Below are 21,698 nucleotides of genomic sequence, written 5' to 3' on the forward strand. Positions count from 1 at the left end.
GGTCGAGCCGATCGGCCGCGTCGGCCACCCGGCCGGCGCGCAGGTCGGTCAGGGCGGCGTCGACCTGGGTGCGTGCCCAGCGGTGATGGGCGGCGACGAGGCATTCCTCGAGGTCGGGCTGCTCCCGAGTGCGCTCGCGAACGAAGTCGCGGACCGTGTCGGACAAGCGATAAGAAGTATGCTGCGCTCGCCCCTCGGAAATTCCCCGTCGCTGCGCTCGCCCTTCGAAACCTCCCCGTCGCTGCGCTCGCCCTTCGAAACCTCCCCGTCGCTGCGCTCGCCCCTCGGAAATTCCCCGTCGCTGCGCTCGCCCTTGCTGGTCCTCCGCAACCCGTAAAAGGCTGTGCGCCCGCAGGATCGCCACATTGTCCAGAGTCACCATCGGAAACGCGAGGGCGTCGGCGAGCCGGAACTCTCCCGGGAAGCGGGCGAGGGCGGCGAGTGCCAGACGCGCATCCGAGGCCAACAGTTCCCAACTGGAGGCGAGAACGTTGGTCAGTGAGCTGTGTCGCCCGTCGCCCCGGACGCTCAACACCGAAAGTGTCGATGCAAGACGATCGTTGAGATCGCCGAGCGTGAGATGTCGGAGCTGTGCAGCGGCCAACTCGAGTGCGAGAGGTGATCCGTCCAGGCGGCGGCACAACTCGTCGACTTCGTGAGCCGCGATGCTGTCCCTGCGTCCCGCCGCACGCACACGGTCTGAGAAGAGTTGTGCGGCATCAGCTTCGGATAGGGGTCCGACGTCGATGACGTGCTGGTCGACGAGGTCGAGCGGTACCCGGGTGGTGGCCAGAATCTGAAGATCATGGCGTCGCGCGAGTACCTCGGTGGCCAGCTCTGAGACAGAGTCGACGACCTGCTCGCATGCGTCGAGGACGATCACGACCCCGCGTGGTGCGCTCTGTGTCAGGAGTTGCCCGGGGCGTTGCATCGGTCCTGGCGTGCCGCCGGCGAGATCGGGAACTGTGGTCGGCCGTAGGGCGGCGGTCACCGCGGCCGTCACGTCCTCGACGCCGCGCGCCGTGGTCAGGTCCACGTAGATGTGCGGAACAGATTGCGCAGCAACGAATTCCGCAACCAGACGAGTCTTTCCGATACCGCCCTCGCCGAGTACACAGACGACGCCGGAGTCGGCGAGCGCGCGTCGCATGTCTGCCAGGATGTCGACGCGTGCGACAAAGCTGTTGCGGGGCGGCGCGGGCATCTGGGTTGCGAACCCTGGGTCGGCGGCGACGGGCGTCTGTGCGCGCAGAGCAGCCGCATGCGCTGCGACGGCTTCCGGCCCGGGGTCGGCGCCGAGTTCGTCGGCCAGGGCGGCACGCAGCCTCGCGAAGACGGTGAGCGCGCGGTTGGGATTGCCGGCCGCCACATGTGCGCGCATCTCCAACGCGGCGAGTTGCTCGTCGAGCGGCCCGCGCGCCTCACGATGCGCGGCGACCTCAGCGGCGACGCGGTTCGGCTCGGCGACGAGGCGGTGATTCCAGGATCGCTCCCGGAGAACACCGCGGCACCGGTCGGCGCGTATCGTCAGCCGGTCCCGTAGGTCGCCCGGAGGAAGTCCGGTGCCGGGTTGACCGCGCCAGAGGTCGAGGGCCCCGGTGGTATCGGCGTCCGTTCCATCGCGCGCGATGGCCTCGGCCGTGGCGAGGTCGGAGACCGGCGTCCCCTCGGTTCCGATCAAGCGATAACCGCCCGGAGTCGAGTCCACTCGTTCGGACCCGACGAGTGCGCGCAGACGCGAGATGAGCGTGTGCACCGCGCCGGTCGGTTGTTGCGGGGGAGCATCGGGCCATACGTCGGACACGATGGCCTCGATGCCGACGGGGTAGGGATGCGCAAGCACCAGTGAGGTGATCAAGGTGCGCAGACGGCGCGCGGTGACCGGGATGGCGTCGGCGTCGCCGGCGCACACCTCGGTCGGACCGAGCACCCCCACCAGCGCAGTCATCGTCACAGTGGAACACGTCTGATGTGGAGTGGCTCCTGGTCGGGAGCAAGCTCACAACCGCGGCGGAAACCAGTGCACCGCACACAGCGGCTGGCTGTGTGCGGTGCGCGGTGTTACTCGGTGACCCGCACGGGTCACCTATGCGTCAGTTCAGAGGTACTGCCCGCAGACCGGCCATGCGCCGGGTCCCTGGGTGGCGAGAACGTTCTCGGCCACGCGGATCTGCTCGGCGCGCGACGCGTTGGACGCGTTGCCCGAGCCGCCGTTGGCCTCCCAGGTGCTCTGAGTGAACTGCAGGCCACCGTAGTAGCCGTTGCCGGTGTTGATGCCCCAGTTGCCACCGCTCTCGCACTGGGCGACGGCGTCCCAGTTGTGGCTGTCGGCCGATGCGGTGCCGGCGATGAGGCCGAACGGGGCTGCGGTGAGCGCGCCGACGACGGCTGCGCGAGCGACGATCTTCGTCATGCTCATGGTCTTCGTTCCTCCTGTCTTCACCCAGGCGGGTGAGCGATATTCGGACCGAGGGCGACCATACGGATTGGTAACGGAAAGGTCACGCCGGGTCGGTGACCTGGGGCGTTTTCATAACGCTGGGATAACGCTGATAGGTTTCCCTGAAACTCCTGCGCATCGCGGCGTGTCGGCACATCGAAGGCCGGACGGAATGTGACGTCTTCGGATGACGAAGGTCACACCGAGAATGTGCGGTGCGTCACGTCAACGGATCGGGACGCACGGTCAGCGACGGTGGACCGTGATGCGACCACCGCGTCGGGGGGCGTAGGCGACGCCACGTGAGTGCCAGGCTTCGGGGCGTTCGGTGGTCGGCTCGAGGGTGAGCTCGCGCAGCACTGTGCGCAGTACGACGTCCATCTCCATCGTGGCGAATGCTGCACCGATGCAGCGTCGGGTGCCACCGCCGAACGGTAGCCAGGCCGCGGGCGGCGTGGTGCCCTCGAATCGGCCGGGATCGAACAGCTCCGGGTGTGCGAACTGCCGGCTGTCGTCGTGCAGCAGCGAGATCGCCACCAGCACGTTGTGACCGCGCGGGATGCGCCACGGGCCGAGGTCGAGCGTCTCGGCGACGACGCTGCGTCCGGCGAAGTCGATCACCGGGCGGCTGCGTTGCACCTCGTGGATCACCGCGTGCCGAAAATCGCTGCCGCCGCGGTCGACCTCGTCGACCAGATCGGTGAGAACCTGCGGATTGCGCGCGACGCGTTCGAAAGCCCATGCCAGGGTTGTCGCGGTGGTTTCGTGGCCGGCGGCCAGCAGCGTGATGAGTTCGTCGGCGATGTCGGAATCGCTCATCGGCGAGCCGTCGTCGTAGCGACTGCTGACCAGCAGTCCGAGGATGTCGTCGCGATCGTCGAGGTCGGGGTCCTGGCGGGCCTGCGTGATGAGCCCACCGACAGCCCGTTGATACTCCTGCCGATGCACACGGAGGCGGTGGTTGGGGTCGACGCGACGCAACGGCCGGGGGAGCGGGGGAACTGTCGCGCTGAGAGAACCGGCTGCGACGAGGGGCGGAATGATCCGCCGAAGATCGTCCAAATCCTTTCCCGCAGCGCCGAAAACAGCACGAAGGATGATGTTGAGGGTGATGTGCATCATCGGTTCCAGGGAGCGGAACCGTCGCCGTTGCGGCCAGGTGGCAATCTCGGCGAGCGTCTCCTCTTCGACGATGGACTCGTAGGTCTTGATGCGCTTGCCGTGCAACGGAGGTGTGAGTAACTTGCGGCGGCGGCGATGGTCGGTGCCCTCGAGTGAGAAGACCGAGCCGTCGCCGAGCACCCGTCCCAGGTTGGGGCTGACGTTGTGCACCTTGTCGCCGGCCGTGAACAGTTGCTTCGCGTGCGCCGGATCGGAGATCACCACGCAATCGCCGAAAATGGGCAGGTCGAGGACAAAGGCGTCGCCGAGGCGCCGGTGCCACCATCGCATCATCGCGTGGCGAGAGATGAGGAACCCGAGTCCCTGTGCCGCCCTGGGGAGCGGGACCCGGGGCGGTGCAACAGAATCCGTGGCTGGTGAGATGGTCGCGGTCGGTGACGGTTCGGCGGCCATCGGCTCGACTCCAATCCCACTGTGTCGACGATGCGCCAAGGGCAGCGGCGGGACAGTAGTGGTACGTATTTGTACCAACGACGGTACGCGGGTGTACCGGCTGCGAGCAAGGGCCTACTCTCGATGTATGTCCACCACCGAATCGACGATGCCGCGTTCGATGCGGGTGGCCGGCCTGGATCAAGAGGACTCCACCCGGGCACGGCTGCTGCGGGCGATGCTCACCTGTGTCGGCGAACGTGGTTATCGGGAGACCACGGTTGCCGACGTTGTGCGGGTGGCCCGGACCTCGCGTCGCTCGTTCTATCAGGAGTTCGGCGACAAGCAGGACTGCTTTGTGGAACTGCTACGGGTCACCAACAGCTCGATCGTGGATTACATTGCGGGGCAAGTTGATTCCTCTGCGCCTTGGCAGTCCCAGATTCGGCAGGCGGTGATTGCCTACGCGCGGGCCAATGACCAGCGGCGAGAACTGGCTCTCAGCTGGATACGTGAGCTGCCGGCCCTGGGGGCGTCGGCGCAGGCGATGAAGGCCGAAGCAATGGAAGCCTGGATCACGCTGTTCACCGATTTGACGTCGACCCCGGTCATGCGGAAGGCCGGGGTCACACCCATCTCACGGGAGATCGCAATCGTGATCTGGGGTGGAATCCGTGAATTGACCGCCAACGCGGTCGAAGCCGGGCAACCCATTGCGACGATCGTCGAACCGACGGTTACCGCCTGTGCCGCACTGATCGGGCTCGATAGAGACACGCCCTAGGGCATTTGGGAGACACGCCTTAACAGCAACGTCCCTGAGGAGACGAGTCCTGAGCCGCATATCGGGTGCGCCAGTACTCGCTTTCCGACATGGGTTGCTCGGCGGGATGCCGGCGCCGATGGTGGTCGAGGTAGCGCTGATAGTGACGATCGCCCATCAGGTCGCCGACATATCGGCCGATCGCGTTGATTCGTTCGCGGACGCCGGCAGCGGTCATCCCGAGGCTCCCGACGTGGAGTCTTCGTGGCGACGACGATTCGGTGGGTGCTCTTGTCGGGCCGCGTACTCGGCCCATTCCCGTTCGACGGCCTTCTCCGCGGGCGTCTCGATGAGCCCGCTGGGTCCGAAAATGTGCGACTGGACCGGCTCGTCCTCGGTGGTCGGTAGGCCGCCGGCACGAATGGCCTTGACACACAACAGGGCTCCGGTGACGGCGACGATGAGGACCAGCACGGCGAACACGATCGAGAGTGTGCCCTGGACGAAGGTGTTGCGGATGACGGCATCGATCTCGGCCGGTGTCTTGGCTGTCTTGAAGCTGTCCAGACCCTGGTTCTTCGCGTCGACAAACGCACGATGCTGGGACCAATAGCCGATCGACGGATTGTCGGAGAAGATCTTCTGCCACGAGGCCGTCATCGTGACGATGAGATCCCAGACGAGGGGTACCGCGGGTATCAAAGCCCATTTCAACAGGTTTCGCTTCACGATGACGACCGTCACCACGGTCAGCGCCACCGCCGCGAGAAGTTGGTTGGCGATGCCGAACAGCGGGAACAGTGTGTTGATGCCGCCGAGCGGGTCGGTGACGCCCATCAGCAGGATCGATCCCCAGCCGGCGACCACGAGGGCGGTACACAGCCACGCGCCCGGCCGCCACGACGGATCCTTGAACTTCTTGGCGCCGGGCAGGTTTCCGATGCCGTCGGACAGCATGAAACGGGCCACGCGTGTCCCGGCGTCGACCGTGGTCAGGATGAACAGTGCCTCGAACATGATCGCAAAGTGATACCAGAAGGCGCGCAACGACTCTCCGCCGATCGCCTCCTGCAGGGTATCGGCCATGCCCATGGCCAGGGTCGGGGCGCCACCGGTCTTGGACACGATCGAGGCCTCGCCGACCCCCTGCGCGGCCTGCTCGAAGTGCTCGGCGATGATCGGCTCGCCGGATATGCCGAGGCCGTTGACGTAATCGGCTGCACCCTGCGCGGTGCCGTCGGTCAGGGACTTGGGGGCGTTCATGCCGAAGTAGATGTGCTGATCGAGGATACACGCGGTGATCAGCGCCATGATGGCGACGAAGGATTCGGTGAGCATGCCGCCGTAGCCGATGATGCGCGCCTGTCCTTCCTTGGCGAGCAATTTGGGAGTGGTGCCGGAAGAGATGAGGGAGTGGAATCCGGACAGTGCTCCGCAGGCGATCGTGATGAACAGGAACGGGAAGAGCGCCCCGGAGAATGCCGGACCCTTTCCGTTCCAGGCGAACTCGCTCACCGCCGGTGCCTTCATCACAGGCTGGACGATGATGATGCCGATGGCGAGTAGTGCGATGGTGCCGACCTTCATGAAGGTGGACAGATAGTCGCGCGGGGCGAGCAGCAACCAGACCGGCAAGATGGCCGCGGCCACGCCGTAGATGATGATGCACCAGCTGAGCACCACCGGGGACAGGCTGAACCAGTCGTGGCCCCACGAGGATTCGCCGACGTAGCGACCGGCGACGATGGCCGCCAACAGCAGCACGACGCCGATCACCGAGATCTCCGTGACCCGGCCCGGTCGGAGGAATCTGAGGTAGACGCCCATGAAGAGGGCGATCGGGATGGTCATCGCGATCGAGAAGACGCCCCAAGGACTTTCGGCGAGAGCGTTGACCACCACCAGCGCGAGCACCGCGATGAGGATGATCATGATCACGAAGACCGCGACGATCGCCGCGATGCCGCCGACGGCGCCGAGTTCGTCGCGCGCCATCTGGCCGAGGCTGCGGCCCCGGCGTCGTACCGAGATCGACAGCACCAGGTAGTCCTGCACGCAGCCCGCCAGAACGGCGCCGATGATGATCCAGATGGTTCCCGGCAGGTAGCCCATCTGAGCCGCCAGGACCGGGCCGACGAGCGGACCGGCACCGGCGATCGCGGCAAAATGATGGCCGAACAGGACCCGACGGTCGGTCGGCATGTAGTCCTGGGCGTTGTCGAGGATCTCGGCCGGTGTCGCGTGGTCGTCGCGCGGCTTCACGATCTTCATCTCGATCAGGCGCGCGTAGAAGCGGTAGGCAACGACGTAGGTACACAGCGCGGCCACCACGAACCACACGGCGTTGACCGATTCACCGCGGACGAAGGCGACGATCGCCCAGGCGACGGCGCCGAGCAGTCCGATCACCGCGAAGAGGATCTTCTTCCCCGTCGTCATCGGGCTGCGGTCGATGATCGCGACGGGCGGTTGGTCGGGATCGGTGGTGACGTACTCGATGTCGGGGTGGTCCGGACGTTGTGCGGTGGCGGTCATCCGTTGGGCCCTTTCGTCGCTCTTGCGGTCGCGTCGAATGCCACTCCCGTGTGGCCTGCGTCACTCTACTCCCGGGGCTGGACGGGTCACGGCGGAGTTGACATTGCGCCTGATCGACGCAGTTCAGGATGGTGAGTTCGCCAGGAGCAGAGCGAAGATGGCGTCTCGAAGGGCGGGTTGCTCGGCGTCTGCGTACAACTCGACCAAGGCGGTCTCGGCGACCATGGCGACGGTCAGCGTGGCGATCGCACCCGGGTCGTCCCAGCCGAGGAGGCCGACGTCGGTGCGCATCTTCTCGGTCGCCGCCGCATTGCGTGCGGTCACCTCGTCGAGGAGGTCGGTGTCGGTGCGGGACTGGGCCAGGAACGCCTTGGTGGCGCGGGTGCGTCGGCAAGCGTCGAGGTACGCGATGATCCCGGCGCGCAGGCGCCCTTCGCCTGGTTGGCGACCGTCGATCGCGAGGGAAACAGCCGCGTCGATCGCGTCGTGATACTCGCGGTGCAGGGCGATCACATAGCTTCGACGATCGGGAAAGTGGTGGTAGAAGCTGCCTTTCGCCATGCCGGCAGCATCGACGACGGCATTCACGCTAAGGCCCTTGAGTCCGCGTTCGGTCGCGACCTCGGCTCCCGCACGCAGGAGCGCGCTACGACCCGGTTCGGCCGGACGGGGCAACGGTCACCTCCTGCAGAGAACACGACGTGTGATCGTCGGACAGACTCATCGTAGTCGGCGAGGCGACCGGCCGAGCGCGTGCTAGATTATGACCGACCGGTCGGTCATCGTGGCGGAGGGGAGTCAACTCGTGAAGATCATGCGTCGTGTCGCGGTCGGTGTGCTGGTCGGCGCATTGGCGTTGCTGGGAGTGCCGACCAGTCCGGACCCGGCGTCGGCAGCGCCGTCGCACAGCTACATCGGTGGACTTGCCGCAGCCCTGGCCCGGCCGAACAGTTCACCGCCCGGCGCCAACGACTGGCGATGCCGGCCCGACGCCGGGCACCCTGAACCCGTCGTCTTGTTGCACGGTTTGAGCAACGACACCGTCACCTGGGACACGATGGCGCCGGTGCTCGCCGCGGCGGGGTACTGCGTGTTCTCCACGACCTACGGCCGAGACTGGCTCGGCCCGGTCGGGGCCGTCACCACGGTTCAGGAGAGTGCACGTCAGATCGCCGCGTTCATCGATCGGGTGCGCTTGGCGACCGGTGCACGCCAGGTCGACCTCGTCGGACACTCGATGGGTGGGGCGATACCGTTCTACTACCTCAATCACCTCGGCGGCGTGCCACGCGTGAATGACTATGTGGCGCTTGGTGCGCCGCTGCACGGGTCGGACGTGAGCGGTGTGCAGACCGCCCTCGCGGCCGCGCTCGAGATACCCGACGTCGGGCCGCGCCTTGCGCGGCAGTGCGGGGGACCCTGTCAGCTCACGCCCGGATCGGGGTTCCTGCGGACCCTCAACCCGGACCCGCGAATCGCGCCGGACATCGATTTCACCATGATCGTCACGCGGTACGACGAGGTAGCGACCCCGTATCGCACCGGAATGCTGCGCGGTCGCAATGTCCGCAACGTGGTGCTGCAGGACGTCTGCCCGACCGATTTCACCGAGCACTATGAGATGACCGCCGATCCGGTCGCGGTCCGCATCGTGCTCGAGGCGCTCGGCGCGCGCACAGCAGACCGCGGATGCACCACGGTTCTGCCGTTCCTCGGCCCGCTGCCGCGCTGACACCTGATCGACCGGACAGTCCGACGGTGAATCCCGATCCCCCCGCCCGATGATCCGGCACAGTGAGGGGACGGACGAGGAGGCCACCATGGGTGAGGATTCGCAGACCACGTCAGCAACGGTCGACGCTGCGGTACGGGCCGAGGTCGACGGAGCACTGGGAGTGATCACGTTGGCCAGTGCGCGGCGCCGTAATCCTCTGTCGTCGGAGGTGATGCGCGAGGTCACCGAATCGCTGCGCGTGTTCGACGGCGACCCGGCGGTGCGGGTGGTTGTCATCCGAGCGCTCGGGCCCGCGTTCTCCGCCGGGCACGATCTCACCGAACTCGTCGGACGCAGTCTCGAGGAGGAACGGGCGATCTTCGACTGCTGCGTCGAGATGATGACAACCATCCATCGCATTCGGCAGCCAGTGATCGCCGAGGTTGCCGGCATGGCGTTCGCGGCCGGATGTCAGCTCGTCGCGACCTGCGATCTCGCCGTCGCCGGCCGCAGTGCTCGATTCAGTACGCCGGGAGTGAAGATCGGATTGTTCTGTTCGACCCCGATGGTGGCGCTGACCCGCGCCGTCGGGCGCAAACGTGCGATGCACATGCTGCTGACCGGCGACCTGATCGACGCGGACACCGCCGCCGACTGGGGACTGGTCGGCTCCGTCGTCGACGACGATGTTCTGGCTGGTTCGGTGCGTGAGCTGGCGACCCGCATCGCGGCGTCGAGCGCGTCGACGGTGGCCATCGGCAAACAGGCGTTCTATCGCCAGATCGAGATCGCCGAGGACGACGCGTACGAACTGATGTCGGCGACGATGGCCGAGAACGCGATGACATGCGATGCGCAGGAAGGTATCTCGGCCTTCCTGGGCAAGCGCGACCCGGTCTGGAAGGATTGCTGATTTCCGCAGCCACGCCACGTAGGACCGTCACATACCCCCAGGTCAGAGCGGTGGTCACCGAGTTCTTCGAGTCCACGCGGCCGGCACCCGCGACAACCGAAGCCGAATTGGAGAACGCGAGTGCTGCAGCACTCGCGTTCTCCAACTCAACTCGAGTTCTCGCAGGACCACGCGGGACGCAGAGTGTCAGGTGCGACTCCTCGGCAGGCTGCATTTACCCAGGTCAGAGCGCTGACCACCGAACTTCTTGGGTCAGTGGCTCTCCCGCAGATGCGCCAGACGCGCACGTGCGCGTTCAGCGAACGGGCGAGCACCGGTGTCGTCGGCAAGATGGGCGGCGGCTTCGAGATCGTCTGCGGCGCTGTCATTTCCGACGATCGCCCCGAGGCTCCCGCGATACAGGGAGGCCGGTCCGACGCACACGACGCCGGGCCACTGCACGATCAGGCCGTCGTTCCAGTCTTCGACGAACGGCGCGATCCGTGCCGCTATCCGCCGTGTCCGGTCGAGGTCTTCGCCGGTGCGCCAAGCCATGTACAGCGCGTCCACCAGGAGTGGCACGCGGACGACGACTCGCGGACCCGACCAACTTGCCGCATCCGCGGTGATCTCGGTCGCCACGGCGAGCGCGCGGTCGACGTCTCCGGCCTCCGCGGACCCGAGGGCGATGACGAGTGCGAAATCGTCGTCGACGCTCTCGGTGAGATCGTCGAATCGGGGCAGCATCTCGTGCAGCCTGCCGCGCAGCCACAAGGCGATCGACTCGCTGGTCGCGATGGAGGCCTCCGACAGCAGCTTGGCCTGGTCGCCCAGTGACTCAACGGATTCCGCATATTCGGTGGTGAGTTCGGAGCTTTGCTCGAAGTTCCCGCGCAGCAGGGCCAGCATCACCCGCCACCACAACTGCATGGTGGCGAGGTCGGTGTCGGGATGTGTGGCGATGACCCGGCTGACCTCGGTCGAGATTCGCCGGGCCATGCGAACATCGGCGGATTCCAGGGCGCACACGCGCTGCAGGTGCAGGGCCGTCGCTCTCCGGTGCACGTCGCCACCCGACGTCCGATACAACTCGTCGGCGATCTTGGCGCGGTCGGCTCGGTCGGCCGGAGTCCATCGACACAGGAACTCGGCCAGCAGCACGTCGTGCGCCGCCGACGATCCGGGCTCGCAGAGTTCTGCGGCAACTGCAAGGTGATCGCGCGCACCGGGCAGGCCGAGAACAGTCCGGCGGGCGGCCTCGCCCGCCTGCAGTCTCACGACGGTATCCGCGTCCAGGACATCGTCGTGACCGAGTGCCTCGGCGACCAGCGCCGGATTGCCCGAATGCATCATGCCGTACCCCGACCAATAGCCTGCGACCCCCCGGGGTGCCGCCAGCAACGCGGTCTCGGCGAGTGCGGGCCAGTCGCTGTCGATGCGACTGATCGTGGCGGCCTCTTCGAAAAAGCTCATGGCGGAATCGAAGTCGCCCAGCGCGATCGCCGATGATCCACCGAGTCGCAATGTTTCGACACGCGAGTGAGCGGTTCCCGGTTGGTCGCGGTCCGTGTCGAGAAGGGTGAGTGTTCGGCGGACCAGTTCGACGGCCTGGTGGTCGGCTCCCGAGCGGTGGGCGGCCCGCGCGGCTTCGACACCCGCTTCGACAGCGCGTGCGCGGGTCTGCGGATCATCCGCACCGGCGGCGAGATGTGTTGCAATCGAGGACAACTCGTGCGGGCGTCGAGCCAGCAGTGCGGCGGCAAGTCGTCGGTGGGTGCGCGCGAGATCGCCCGGTGAACAGTGGGAGACGACGGCCTCGGTGATCCGGCTGTGCGAAAGCGACAGTGCGGTATCGGGTTCGGTGCCCGCGAACCGTGCGTCGATCAGCGCGGCGCGGATCGGTGAGCCTGCGGCGTAACCCATGTCGCCCAGGATGTCATTGTCAAGGGCGCCGCCAGATACTGCGAGCAGCGTCGCCAGTGCGAGGGCCGCGGGATCGAGGTCGTCGAGCCGACGTCCGATCGCGTCGGGGATCAGGCGTGCCTCGCCGGAAGCCGATCCGGTGGCCATGGCATCGCACAGTGTCAGTGCGACAAGGGGATTGCCGAGGCTCTGCTCGACCAGCGGGCCGGGGGCGAGAGTGAGTCCGGTCTCGGAGAGCCGATGTGTCACGAGTTGGGTGAGGTCGGTGTCGTCGAGTGGGCCCAGCGCGATGTCCGACAGATCACCGTGTTTGGCGAGGGCATCGGCGATGAGCCGTGCGGCCGGGTTCGTCTTGTCGCGGGAGGTTGCCACGACGGTGACGGGCATCAATCGCATGCCGGCGAGCACCCGGCCGAGTGCCTGAGCCGAGTCGAGATCCATCCATTGCAGGTCGTCGATGCTCAGGACGACTCGACCGTGCGCGCAGAGGCGAGACCGGATGGCGTCGTCAGTCGCCGACACCAGGTCGGTTGCCGTGACGTCCACATTCTTTGCTGACGGGAAGACGCCGAACAGGTCGGTGAGTCCGCGCAGTGGCTCATCGGTGGCCGGGCGTCCGACGGTGCGGAGCACGGGCAGATCGGCCATGTCGAGTGCGGCGTCGACCAGCGACGACTTGCCGATTCCGGACGGGCCGGTGACCACGGCACCGGCGAGTCGCCCGGAGCCTCGTCGCAGCACCGCCCTCAGCACCTTGAGCTCGTTGTCGCGACCACGAATCATGGTGGTGCGCTGCTCCACCGGTTCCGGCACCTGGACAGGGCGGGTGACAACCGACGCCGGATCGAGCAACTCGGCTTCGACCGCGAGCGTGCGTGGATCGGGATCGAGCCCGAGATCGTCCGCGAGTCGGCCACGCAGGTCCCGGATCACCGCGAGACCGTCGGCGGGGCGTCCGATGTGCGCAAGCGCGGTCGCGAGGACACGCACCGCACCCTCGCGATAGGGCTGGTGGCGGAGGAGATCGCTGAGCAGCGTGACGGCTCGACGATGCTCACCCGTGGTCAGGAGGGTTTCTGCGGCACTCTCGGTCAGGTCGGCACGCATCTGTTCCAGACGGGTGATCTCCGGTGCCATCTCGGCGATGTCGGCGACCTCGCCCAGCGGCGGACCGCGCCAGAGATCGAGTGCACGACACAGTGTCTCGGCTGCGGCAGCCGGATCGGTGCGGGCCAGGCGCAGACCGTCGGTGCTCAGACGTTCCAGCACGTCGAGGTCGGTCCCGGACCCGTCACAGCGCAAGACGTAACCGGTTGTCACGGTGTCGATCCGGACCCCGTCGACAGCGGCGAGTGCTTTGCGTAGACGGGAGATGTAGCCCTGCAGGGTGACCGCAACGGAACGTGGCGGGCTGCCGCGCCAGAGGAGTTCGGCGAGATGGTCGGCGGAGCGGGGCACCCGTTCGGCGGTGAGGATGACCAGGAGTTCGACCAGCTTGCGCGGCCCGACATCGACGCTCTCACCGTCGGCCGCGGTCACCGTGAGCGGTCCGAGCACTCGGATCGGAATGGGCTCGACCTGCACAGACAGTGAATCTACCGGGTGCTCCAGCGACGCACCAGGCGAATACCAGGGCCGGCTCGGAAGGTGTTGGCATGACAACATCACTGCATCCCCAGCATCCCACCACCCCCGACACCATGTCCGGCCCACACGGCCGCAGTTCCGACACCCACGCGCCGGGCCTGCGCGTTGGCCGTCCCGATTGGCCGGTCATCCGGCGCCTCAGCGCTGTCTCGTTGATCCTCGGCGGCGCGCTGTGCGTGGCGGGCGGCACTCTGCATCCGATCGTCGACGGCAAGGGTCATTCGGTCGAGGCACTGCAAGGCGCGACGGCGCCATGGGCACAGATACTGCTCGCCGTCGGCACCATTCTTGTGCTCCTGGGCATGCCCGGCATGTACGTGTGGCTACGCCCCCGGATCGGCATCGCCGGTTTCGTCGGGATCGTGCTCTACTTCGTGGGCAATGTCGTCACGTCGACGGCGCACCTGGCCGTCGAGATCTTCGTGGCCTACCCGTTTGCCAACGACCCGACGACCGCGCACCTCATCGCCGACGACGACTCGATGCTCGGTACGCCGGAATTCATCGGGATCAACGCCTTTGGCGCGGTGGTGATGCTCGTCGGCCTGGCCCTGCTGGGATCGAGCCTCATCCGCAACCGAGCCGTCCCGATCTGGATTGGCGTGCTCATCACGATCGGCATGGTCGGGTTCCTGCTGCCACTGCCGGCCGTCGCCGGGATCTCCGGATTCTTCTGGGAGGCACCCCGCGGAATCGGAGTAGCGGCCATCGGCGTGCTGATGCTCCGCGCAGCTTCGGCAGCCCGAGCCGACCGCACCTGACACCAACGTGAAACGACAAGGGGCGCCACTAGATCCGTGGCGCCCCTTGTCGATGTGGTGTCGTCAGCCGGCAGAGGTGGCAGCGGCGAACCGGGCGATGTGTGCGTCGGCAGTGCCGAATTCGTACTCGATCGCGGTCAGACGCTTGAAGTAGTGACCGATCGCGAGTTCCTCGGTCATACCCATGCCGCCGTGCAGCTGCACCGCGTTCTGACCGATGAACCGTGCCGCGCGGCTGATCGTCGCCTTGGCCGCGGACACCGCCGCTGCACGCTCGGCGGCCGGTGCGTCCAGCGACAGAATCGCGAAGTACTGCGCGGCGACCGACTGTTCGAGTTCCAGGTGCATGTCGACCATGCGGTGCTGCAGCGCCTGGAAGCTGCCGATCGGGACGCCGAACTGCTGGCGCTGCTTGGCATATTCGACGGTGTCGGTGAAGACCTTGCGCATCAGGCCCACGGCCTCGGACACCACCGCAGCGGTCGCCTCGTCCCAGGCACGTTCGAGCAGATCGATGGCACCCTCGGCGATCAGGGCGTCGGCAGGCAGGCGGACGTCGGTGAACACGAGGTCGGCGGCGAGCCGATCGTCGATGGTGCGCACCGGGTGTGACGTGATACCTGCCGGCGCGCCGTCGCCGAGTTCGACGAGGAACAGCGAGACGCCGGCCGGGTCGTCGGGTTCGCCCGCGGTGCGGGCACTGACGATCAGATAGTCGGCCAGCGGAGCCGAGGTGACGACGGCCTTGGCACCGTTCAGAACCCATTCGTCACCGTCGCGTTCGGCGCTGGTGGCGATACGGGACAGTTTGCCACCGGACGAATCCTCCAGCGCGGCAAGTGCACTCACGGCTTCGCCGGATGCGATCCGTTCGGCGGCGGCCAGCGCCGGTGCGGCTGTCGTTGCGTGCAGCAGGCGTGCGCCGAGCACCACCGAGTCGACGAACGGTTCGACGACGAGCGCGTGGCCGAGGGCCTCGGTCACCACCATCAGTTCCTCGGGCCCGCCGTCGTCGCCGCCCACCGCTTCGGGTAAGCAGGCGCCCACGACGCCGAGTTCTTCGACGAGTGCTCGCCAGATCTCTGGCTGCCAGCCGGCGCCGACCTTGACCGCTTCGCGGCTGGCCTGCAGGTCGTAGCGGGCGTCCAGGAATTTGTTCAGCCCATCGGAGAGAAGTTGTTGCTCCGGGGTCAGTGTGAAATCCATCAGTCTCGTCTTCTCTAGAGTCCCAGTGCGGCCTTGGCCAGGATGTTGCGCTGAATTTCGTTGCTGCCGGCGTAGATCGAGCCGGCGCGGTCGTTGAAGTAGTGCAGCGGGGCCACGGCCTGCCACGGCTCGCCACTGACGTAACCGTCGGTCGGCGGGGTGTACTGGGCGATCGGCCCGCCCGGCTTCGCGGCATGCGGCTGGAACGCGCGCCCGTGCGGGCCGGCGGCCTCCAGGGCGAGGGTGGTGATCTCCTGGCTCAGTTCGGTACCCAGGATCTTGAGCATCGATGCGATCGAGCCGGGGTCCTTGCCCGACGTCATCGCCGCCAGCGCCCGGTACTCGAGGATCTCGAGGATCTTGGCGCGGACCTTCAGATCGGCGAGCTTGTGGGCGAACGCCGGGTACTCCGACAGCGGGCCGCCGTCGGGCGCGACGACACCGGCCGCGTCGGTGCCGATGTTGTCGGCCATGACCTGCAGGGCAGGTGCGGCCGCACCGCCGCCACGCTCGAAGACGAGGAGGTACTTGGCGACGGTCCAGCCGTCGTCGATGGTGCCGAGTACGTTCTTTTTGGGCACCCGCACACCGTCGAAGAACACCTGCGCCTGGACCTGCTCGCCGGAGGCGAACACCAGCGGTTGCACCTCGATGCCGGGATCGTTCATATCGATCAGCACGAAGGTGATGCCCTGCTGCTTACGCTCGAGTCGCGAGGTGCGGACGAGGCAGAAGATCCAGTTGGCCTCCGAGGCGTGAGTGGTCCAGATCTTGCTGCCGGTGACCACCAGGTCGTCGCCGTCACTGACCGCCGCCATCGAGAGCGACGCGAGGTCGGAGCCTGCCTCCGGTTCGGAGTATCCCTGACAGAAGAACACGCTGCCATCGAGGATGCCGGGCAGGAAGAAATCCTTCTGCTCCTGGGTGCCGAAGGCCATGATGGCGTGCGACACCATGCGAATTCCCATGGGCGACAAGGCGGGAGCGCCGGCCAGGATCGACTCGCGGCTGAAGATGTAGTGCTGGGTCAGCGACCAGTCGCAGCCCCCGTACTCCACCGGCCAGGCCGGGGCGGCCCAGCCGCGTTCGTGCAGGATTGCCTGCCAGGTCATCGATGCTTCGTGATCGGAGTAAACGCTCGTCCGTAATGTGCCTGCGGCGCGCAGGTCGGGGGTCAGCTTCTCGTCGAGAAACGCGCGGACCTCATCGCGAAACGCGGCGTCGGCCGGGGACCAGTTCATGTCCATGAGCGGGCGAAACCTATCTGTAAACGGGTGTGATCAGATTCTGTATCTGAGAATCTACCGAATGACCCAGGACCGGCGAAGTCCTGGGTGTGATCGGCGTCGATCGGGGTCACATCACGATGGTGCCGGTGCTGCCTCGGGTGTGGGGCCGGAATCGTCGGGCCCGTCGGATTTCGCAACCGCGACGGATTCCGCCTCGCCGGGCGAATCACCGTCCGGTGCATCACCGTCGGCATCGGGTTCGGTGTCCTTCTTGCCGCTTGCCGACGAGGAGAGCAGCACGTCGGCCCATTTGGTCGCCGGGTCGATGTCGATGAGCAGCGCCTTCGCCATGAGGGTAAGCGGGACGGCGAGGATGGCGCCGAGTGGTCCGATCACCCACGCCCAGAACATCAGTGACACAAAGGTGAGAGTGGTCGACAGACCGACGGCGTCGCCGACGAATTTCGGTTGGATCACCGACTGGATGATCACGTTGATTGCGCTGTACACCACGATGACCCAGAGCATCTTGTCCCAACCGCCGTCGAGCAGTGCGAGCAGCGCAGGTGGGATGACCCCGATGACGAAACCGATGTTGGGGATGTAGTTGGTGATGAACGAGAGCAGACCCCACAGAACCGGTAACGGGACCGACATCAGGGCGAGCGCACCGGTGTCGAGAACGGCGACGATGAGTCCGAAGACCGTGGTCACCACCAGATAACTCCGGGTTCCCCGCGAGAACGACGAGAACGCGGAGGCGATGTCGGGCCGGGTGCGGTTCAGTTCGGCCATCTTGTCGTCATAGCCGACCGCGTCGGCGGACATGAACAGCAACAGGGCGAGCACCAACACGAGCGCGCTGGTCACGTTGAGGGTGCTGGACAGAAGGTCGCCGACCACCGAGACCACCTTGCTCGAATCGGTGTTGGAGAGCATCTGGTGGACCTTGTCCTGGCTGACCCCGTGATCGGTCAGGAAGCTCTGGAACTGTTTGATCAGGTCGTCGAACTTGGCGCTGTAGGTAGGCAGGATCGTCGCCAGACGCGCCAGCGAGAAGGCCAGCGACGCGAACAGCGTGATGAGGATGCCGTACACCAGCAGCACCGTCACCAGGAACGACGCCCACCGTGGCCAGCCCTTGCGCCGTAACCACACCGGGACCGGCTGTACCGCCACCGTCAGCATCAGCGCGAGGAAGATGGGGCCGACAAGTCCCGACACCGCCTTGATGCCGCCGATCGCGACCACCATGCCGGCGATGGTGAGCAGAACGATCGTGCCGCGCGGCAGCGTCCACGACGGCGGGTCGAGACGTTGGGACTCGGGTGAGCGCGCCGATACCGGTGCCGCGGATGCCGACTTCTCCGACTTGTGCCTCGCCACCATCTGCCTCCATGAGCTCGCCCGTTCCCCGATCGGGGAACCGCCGGGAACAAGTGTTCATCATGGGGGTGGTGCGGCGCATCGCGACACGGGCATTCCATCCGTTTCAGATGAACGGTCGGCTCGAGCCCGCGGACGTCGAAGCCTCTGCCTCCGCTGGCTAGGTGCGAGCCAGCGGCCTAGCCACACCCAGTGTCGAATCGGGTCAGCTGGGTGCTACAGCACACAGACTCTCCAACAGGACACAGAGTGTCGGTAGCACTGCCTTGAGCCAACCGCGGCAGGCTCTATTCCCCCAGTTCAGGAGGCCGAAGGCGGTACTCATCGAGTCAGCGACCCACCCGCCGCCTGCGTCGGCGATCGTGGAAGCGGGAAGAGGGCAGGACCGGCGGCCAGGATCGGGCCCCTGACGGTGGTCCTCCGGGTATATCCCGGAAGCGGACGCTGACGGGCCCGATCTCAGTCACCGGCTGTCGGTCGTCGCGTTCCGCCGAAGGCGACGCCAGGCACGTGCGCCCACAAAAGTAGGGGAAGAAAACTCGTCCCCTACCCTTGGAGTCCTCCCCCAGAAAATTCGCGCGGACGACTACGAACCCCGGGGAAGAAGTTCTTCCCCTAACTTTCGTGGGCACGGCACTATCGTATTTGCCCAGTTCAGCGCTGTGGTCACCGAACTCTTCGGATCAGCGGACCGCCCGCCGCCTGCGTCGGCGATCGCGGGTGCGGGAAGAGCCAAGCCGTCCAGAACGGTCCTCCTGAGGTGCCACCAAGGGAGGATTGCCCTCGGAGACACCTCACGGCGACCGTTTCGGTCGCCAACTCCCGGGGCGACCCGGTCATACCGCGGGGAGCGCACTGCCCACCCCGTCGGATATCTGTACGCCCCAGCCCGACCACGTGCACTGTGCATCTGACTGGGCTCCCAGGTACAGATTTCCTCAGGTCAGGAGGCCGAAGGCAGTGCTCGCGACAAGGTAGACGGCACAGACGATTTCGGGCTTGTCCGACGCGAGCCAGATCACCAGCAGACCGATGAGCTGGACGACCGGCACACCGATCTTCGGATCAGTGACCCGACCACTTCGGCGGCCGCTTCATCACGAAGGCGGTGATGCCTTCGATGGTGTCGCTGCTGCTGATGAGGGTGTCGAGAACGGTGGTGCTCGCACCGACTGCGGCGATCGTGTCGGCGATGGCCGACGTCTCCTCCATGGTCTCCAGCGATGCCCGCACCGACACCGGTGAGCCGGCGAGGATCTCCTCGGCGACGCCGCGCGCGGTTTCGAGTACCTTGCCGCTCGGCGCGATTCGGCTCACCAGGCCGGCCGCGGCCGCCTCGCTCGCCGACAGCCGACGTCCGGTGAGGATCATGTCGCGGGCCAGTGCGGGCCCGACCGCGCGTGGGAGCCGAACCAGTCCACCGGCCGCCGCCGCGAGTCCGACGCGCACCTCGGGCAACCCGAACGTCGCGTCCTCGTCGGCCACGATGATGTGGCAGGCGAGTGCGATCTCGCATCCACCGCCGAGGGCGAAGCCGTTGACCGCCGCGATCACCGGTTTGGGCAGGCTGGGACGGGAGGTGAGACCCGCGAAGCCGTTCTTCGGTACCGAGAACACCGCACCGCTCGCGGTGGCCGCCAGATCGTTGCCCGCGGAAAAAGCCTTGTCGCCCTTGCCGGTCAGGATGGCCACCCAGAGTTCGGGGTCGGCGAAGTAGGCGTCGAACACCGAGTCGAGTTCGGCATTCGCGGCCGGATGCAGCGCGTTGCGTGCCTCAGGCCGGTTGATCGTCACCTCGAGGAGGTGGCCATCACGTCGAATCTCGATGTGCTCGTAGGAATCCCGAAATCCGGGCGTGGTCGGCGGGTGGAGTCGCCGCAGCGACTCGGCGCTTGCGTACACGCGGTTGCCATCCGTCGTCGACCGCACCACCACCGGCATACCGATCGGATCACGCGCATCGAGGATGTCGAGCAACTCGGTGTCGTCGGGATCGGTGTTCGCCACGAACCGCGGGCCGGGCGCATCGGTCGTCTCGTCGTCCAGTCTGCCGATCTCGATTGCGGTGCGCCGACCGCCCTTGTGATGGATCACGGTGAAGGTTTCGACCGTCGCGGCACCGTCGGCGTCGTCGCACCGTGCGACACGTGGCGCGGAGTCCAGGCGCTCCTGGATCGCCGTGCTGTCGTCGGTGCGCCACGTGGCCGGAGTGGTGGAGTAGATGCCGACAGCGTGTTTGCTGAGGATGCCGCCGTTGGCGACGACGACGCCGTAGTCGCCCGGTGCGCGCCGCACGCGTCCGACGATCTCGGCGATCGCGTGCATCGAATAGTTGTTGCCCGGGCCGCCGAAGTAGGGGAGTCCGCCGGTGACGGTCAGGCCGCGCGGATCGTCGGCCCGCAGGCCGAAGGCGTCGCAGATGTTGAACACGGCGATCGGAAAGCAGCTGTAGATGTCGAGGTGTGCCGCGTCGTCGAGCGTGATTCCGGCGACGTCGAGAGCGTGATCGAGCGCCGCGGCGGCGGCCGGTGCGACGCTCAGATCGGGCCGCGCCATGAGTGTCTGCTCCCGCAGTTCGGCATGTCCGTGCAAGAACACCCAACGAGCCGGATCGATGCCGGCTGCGCGCGCGGCGGCCACCGACATGACGATGACCGCGGCCGCCTGATTGACCTGGTCGCGGGCGACGAGGAGTCGGGTGAAGGGTTCGGCGACCTTGCGGTTGGACTCGTCGACCGTCACGAGTTCGTCGGCCGTCTGCTCGGTCGGCCGTGCTGCGAACGGGTTGGCCGCGGCCACCCGCGTCATCGGCGCGAACAGAGCGCCCATCTCCTGCGCGTAGGCCTCTCGGTTGAGCCCGGTGCGATGTCGGCGAGCGTTCTCCAGGAGCGCGTACTGATTGACCGGGGCGGTCATTCCGTGGCGTGCCTCGGTGAGGCTGGTCATGCCCCGAATGCCGAAGCCACGGTCCTCGAGTTGCCCACCGACCTGCTCGGTGAAATTCGGACGGTCGGACTCGGGACGTGTCATCAGGTCGCGCACGGTCGACATCACCTCGGAACCGAAGAGCACCGCGCCCGACGAGCGGCCCCCGGCGATCTCTGCCGCCAGTTCGGTGACCAGCGCCTGCGGTGTCTGACCTCCGGTGACCGACTGGATGGCACGCCGGGGATCGATCCCGACGCGTCCGGCCACCGCCCGGGGCATGTTGTCTGGCCGTCCGAGCGGCGACCTGGACAGGGGACTCGAGATCTCGAACGACCGGACGGCGACCACCGTGTCGACGGCCTGCGTGATCGCGACACTGTCGGCGTTGGTGTCGGCGATCGCGACGTTCACCGCACGCGACGCGAGGTCGGCCTCGCCCAGCGCCTCGTAACCGGGGTCCGTCAGCCGCTCGGCAGCCTGCCCGACCCCGACGATGACCGGGGTGTGCGGGTCCAGGGAATCGAGCTCCGGGGACTCGAGGTCGGGGGAGTTGGGGTTGGGGGGATTCGGCGCGGCAGTGATCGCCATGGGTTGCCTTCCTGCGTCGAACGGCGACACCCGGCGACGATGACAGTCGGCATCGGCACAGTGTCGAATGCTGTTCCCTACGTTCTACCTGGTGTCGGGGATCGCGACGACATCCACCCGCCCGTCAGGAGG

The 21,698-nt window shown here is 66.7% G+C and carries 15 protein-coding genes; 4 read left to right on the forward strand and 11 right to left on the reverse strand.

Features of this window, described 5'->3' with window-relative positions; all coding sequences use genetic code 11:
* The 3 genes from ABZW74_RS16450 to ABZW74_RS16460 all read right to left on the reverse strand — a co-directional run.
* On the reverse strand, positions 1–1,948 hold a 1,948-nt coding region (locus tag ABZW74_RS16450), incomplete at its 3' end, for a BTAD domain-containing putative transcriptional regulator (RefSeq protein ID WP_355277605.1).
* Positions 1,949–2,098: 150 nt separating this feature from the next.
* Positions 2,099–2,419 (reverse strand): transglycosylase family protein, encoded by a 321-nt coding sequence (locus ABZW74_RS16455; protein WP_276614979.1) that lies wholly within the window; start codon positions 2,417–2,419, stop codon positions 2,099–2,101.
* Positions 2,420–2,686: 267 nt separating this feature from the next.
* Positions 2,687–4,015: a cytochrome P450 gene (locus ABZW74_RS16460; protein ID WP_240859050.1), complete on the reverse strand. Its 1,329-nt coding sequence runs from the start codon at positions 4,013–4,015 to the stop codon at positions 2,687–2,689.
* 160 nt (positions 4,016–4,175) lie between these two features.
* On the opposite strand from ABZW74_RS16460, the gene ABZW74_RS16465 reads away from it, so the two are divergent.
* The gene (locus ABZW74_RS16465) at positions 4,176–4,778 is read left to right on the forward strand and encodes a TetR/AcrR family transcriptional regulator (RefSeq protein WP_240859218.1); all 603 of its coding nucleotides are present in this window, start codon (positions 4,176–4,178) and stop codon (positions 4,776–4,778) included.
* A gap of 19 nt (positions 4,779–4,797) precedes the next feature.
* Here ABZW74_RS16465 and ABZW74_RS16470 read toward each other — a convergent pair whose 3' ends face one another.
* The 3 genes from ABZW74_RS16470 to ABZW74_RS16480 form a co-directional block, all read right to left on the reverse strand.
* On the reverse strand, positions 4,798–4,995 hold the full coding sequence (locus tag ABZW74_RS16470) for a YbdD/YjiX family protein (RefSeq protein ID WP_240859053.1): 198 nt from the start codon (positions 4,993–4,995) through the stop codon (positions 4,798–4,800).
* Positions 4,992–7,292, reverse strand: a complete 2,301-nt coding sequence (locus ABZW74_RS16475; protein ID WP_355277609.1) for a carbon starvation CstA family protein — start codon at positions 7,290–7,292, stop codon at positions 4,992–4,994. The genes ABZW74_RS16470 and ABZW74_RS16475 overlap by 4 nt, the downstream gene beginning before the upstream one ends.
* 123 nt (positions 7,293–7,415) lie before the next feature.
* Entirely contained in the window at positions 7,416–7,967 is a 552-nt protein-coding gene (locus ABZW74_RS16480; protein WP_240859057.1) for a TetR/AcrR family transcriptional regulator, read from the reverse strand.
* An 88-nt stretch (positions 7,968–8,055) separates the two neighbouring features.
* Here ABZW74_RS16480 and ABZW74_RS16485 point away from each other — a divergent pair, with 88 nt between their 5' ends.
* Both ABZW74_RS16485 and ABZW74_RS16490 read left to right on the forward strand, forming a co-directional pair.
* Positions 8,056–9,024: an alpha/beta fold hydrolase gene (locus ABZW74_RS16485; RefSeq protein WP_240859059.1), complete on the forward strand. Its 969-nt coding sequence runs from the start codon at positions 8,056–8,058 to the stop codon at positions 9,022–9,024.
* Positions 9,025–9,112: 88 nt separating this feature from the next.
* Positions 9,113–9,919 (forward strand): enoyl-CoA hydratase, encoded by an 807-nt coding sequence (locus ABZW74_RS16490; RefSeq protein ID WP_240859061.1) that lies wholly within the window; start codon positions 9,113–9,115, stop codon positions 9,917–9,919.
* Between the two features lie 252 nt (positions 9,920–10,171).
* Here the strand turns inward: ABZW74_RS16490 and ABZW74_RS16495 are convergent, their stop codons facing one another.
* The gene (locus ABZW74_RS16495; protein ID WP_355277612.1) at positions 10,172–13,405 is read right to left on the reverse strand and encodes a BTAD domain-containing putative transcriptional regulator; all 3,234 of its coding nucleotides are present in this window, start codon (positions 13,403–13,405) and stop codon (positions 10,172–10,174) included.
* Between the two features lie 71 nt (positions 13,406–13,476).
* On the opposite strand from ABZW74_RS16495, the gene ABZW74_RS16500 reads away from it, so the two are divergent.
* Positions 13,477–14,229, forward strand: a complete 753-nt coding sequence (locus ABZW74_RS16500) for a hypothetical protein (protein ID WP_355277614.1) — start codon at positions 13,477–13,479, stop codon at positions 14,227–14,229.
* A 63-nt stretch (positions 14,230–14,292) separates the two neighbouring features.
* On the opposite strand, the gene ABZW74_RS16505 is transcribed toward ABZW74_RS16500, so the two are convergent.
* The 4 genes from ABZW74_RS16505 to ABZW74_RS16520 form a co-directional block, all read right to left on the reverse strand.
* Entirely contained in the window at positions 14,293–15,435 is a 1,143-nt protein-coding gene (locus tag ABZW74_RS16505; protein WP_355277616.1) for an acyl-CoA dehydrogenase family protein, read from the reverse strand.
* A 14-nt stretch (positions 15,436–15,449) separates the two neighbouring features.
* Positions 15,450–16,682: an acyl-CoA dehydrogenase family protein gene (locus tag ABZW74_RS16510; protein ID WP_240859065.1), complete on the reverse strand. Its 1,233-nt coding sequence runs from the start codon at positions 16,680–16,682 to the stop codon at positions 15,450–15,452.
* Between the two features lie 114 nt (positions 16,683–16,796).
* Positions 16,797–18,053, reverse strand: coding sequence for an AI-2E family transporter (locus ABZW74_RS16515; protein ID WP_240859067.1), 1,257 nt, complete (start codon positions 18,051–18,053; stop codon positions 16,797–16,799).
* A 1,062-nt stretch (positions 18,054–19,115) separates the two neighbouring features.
* Complete coding sequence (locus ABZW74_RS16520; RefSeq protein ID WP_355277619.1) at positions 19,116–21,566, reverse strand: acetyl-CoA acetyltransferase; 2,451 nt, start codon at positions 21,564–21,566, stop codon at positions 19,116–19,118.
* Positions 21,567–21,698: the final 132 nt, after the last annotated feature.

Source organism: Gordonia sp. NPDC003585, from assembly GCF_040610755.1.
GTDB lineage: Bacteria > Actinomycetota > Actinomycetes > Mycobacteriales > Mycobacteriaceae > Gordonia.

Excerpts from the sequence above, each read along its gene's own strand:
- ABZW74_RS16520 (WP_355277619.1), bottom strand. The coding sequence starts at position 21,566 with ATGGCGATCACTGCCGCGCCGAATCCCCCCAACCCCAACTCCCCCGAC.
- ABZW74_RS16515 (WP_240859067.1), bottom strand. The coding sequence starts at position 18,053 with ATGGTGGCGAGGCACAAGTCGGAGAAGTCGGCATCCGCGGCACCGGTA.
- ABZW74_RS16505 (WP_355277616.1), bottom strand. The coding sequence starts at position 15,435 with ATGGATTTCACACTGACCCCGGAGCAACAACTTCTCTCCGATGGGCTG.
- ABZW74_RS16455 (WP_276614979.1), bottom strand. The coding sequence starts at position 2,419 with ATGAGCATGACGAAGATCGTCGCTCGCGCAGCCGTCGTCGGCGCGCTC.
- ABZW74_RS16460 (WP_240859050.1), bottom strand. The coding sequence starts at position 4,015 with ATGGCCGCCGAACCGTCACCGACCGCGACCATCTCACCAGCCACGGAT.
- ABZW74_RS16475 (WP_355277609.1), bottom strand. The coding sequence starts at position 7,292 with ATGACCGCCACCGCACAACGTCCGGACCACCCCGACATCGAGTACGTC.
- ABZW74_RS16510 (WP_240859065.1), bottom strand. The coding sequence starts at position 16,682 with ATGGACATGAACTGGTCCCCGGCCGACGCCGCGTTTCGCGATGAGGTC.
- ABZW74_RS16465 (WP_240859218.1), top strand. The coding sequence starts at position 4,176 with ATGCGGGTGGCCGGCCTGGATCAAGAGGACTCCACCCGGGCACGGCTG.
- ABZW74_RS16470 (WP_240859053.1), bottom strand. The coding sequence starts at position 4,995 with ATGACCGCTGCCGGCGTCCGCGAACGAATCAACGCGATCGGCCGATAT.
- ABZW74_RS16485 (WP_240859059.1), top strand. The coding sequence starts at position 8,056 with ATGACCGACCGGTCGGTCATCGTGGCGGAGGGGAGTCAACTCGTGAAG.
- ABZW74_RS16500 (WP_355277614.1), top strand. The coding sequence starts at position 13,477 with ATGACAACATCACTGCATCCCCAGCATCCCACCACCCCCGACACCATG.
- ABZW74_RS16490 (WP_240859061.1), top strand. The coding sequence starts at position 9,113 with ATGGGTGAGGATTCGCAGACCACGTCAGCAACGGTCGACGCTGCGGTA.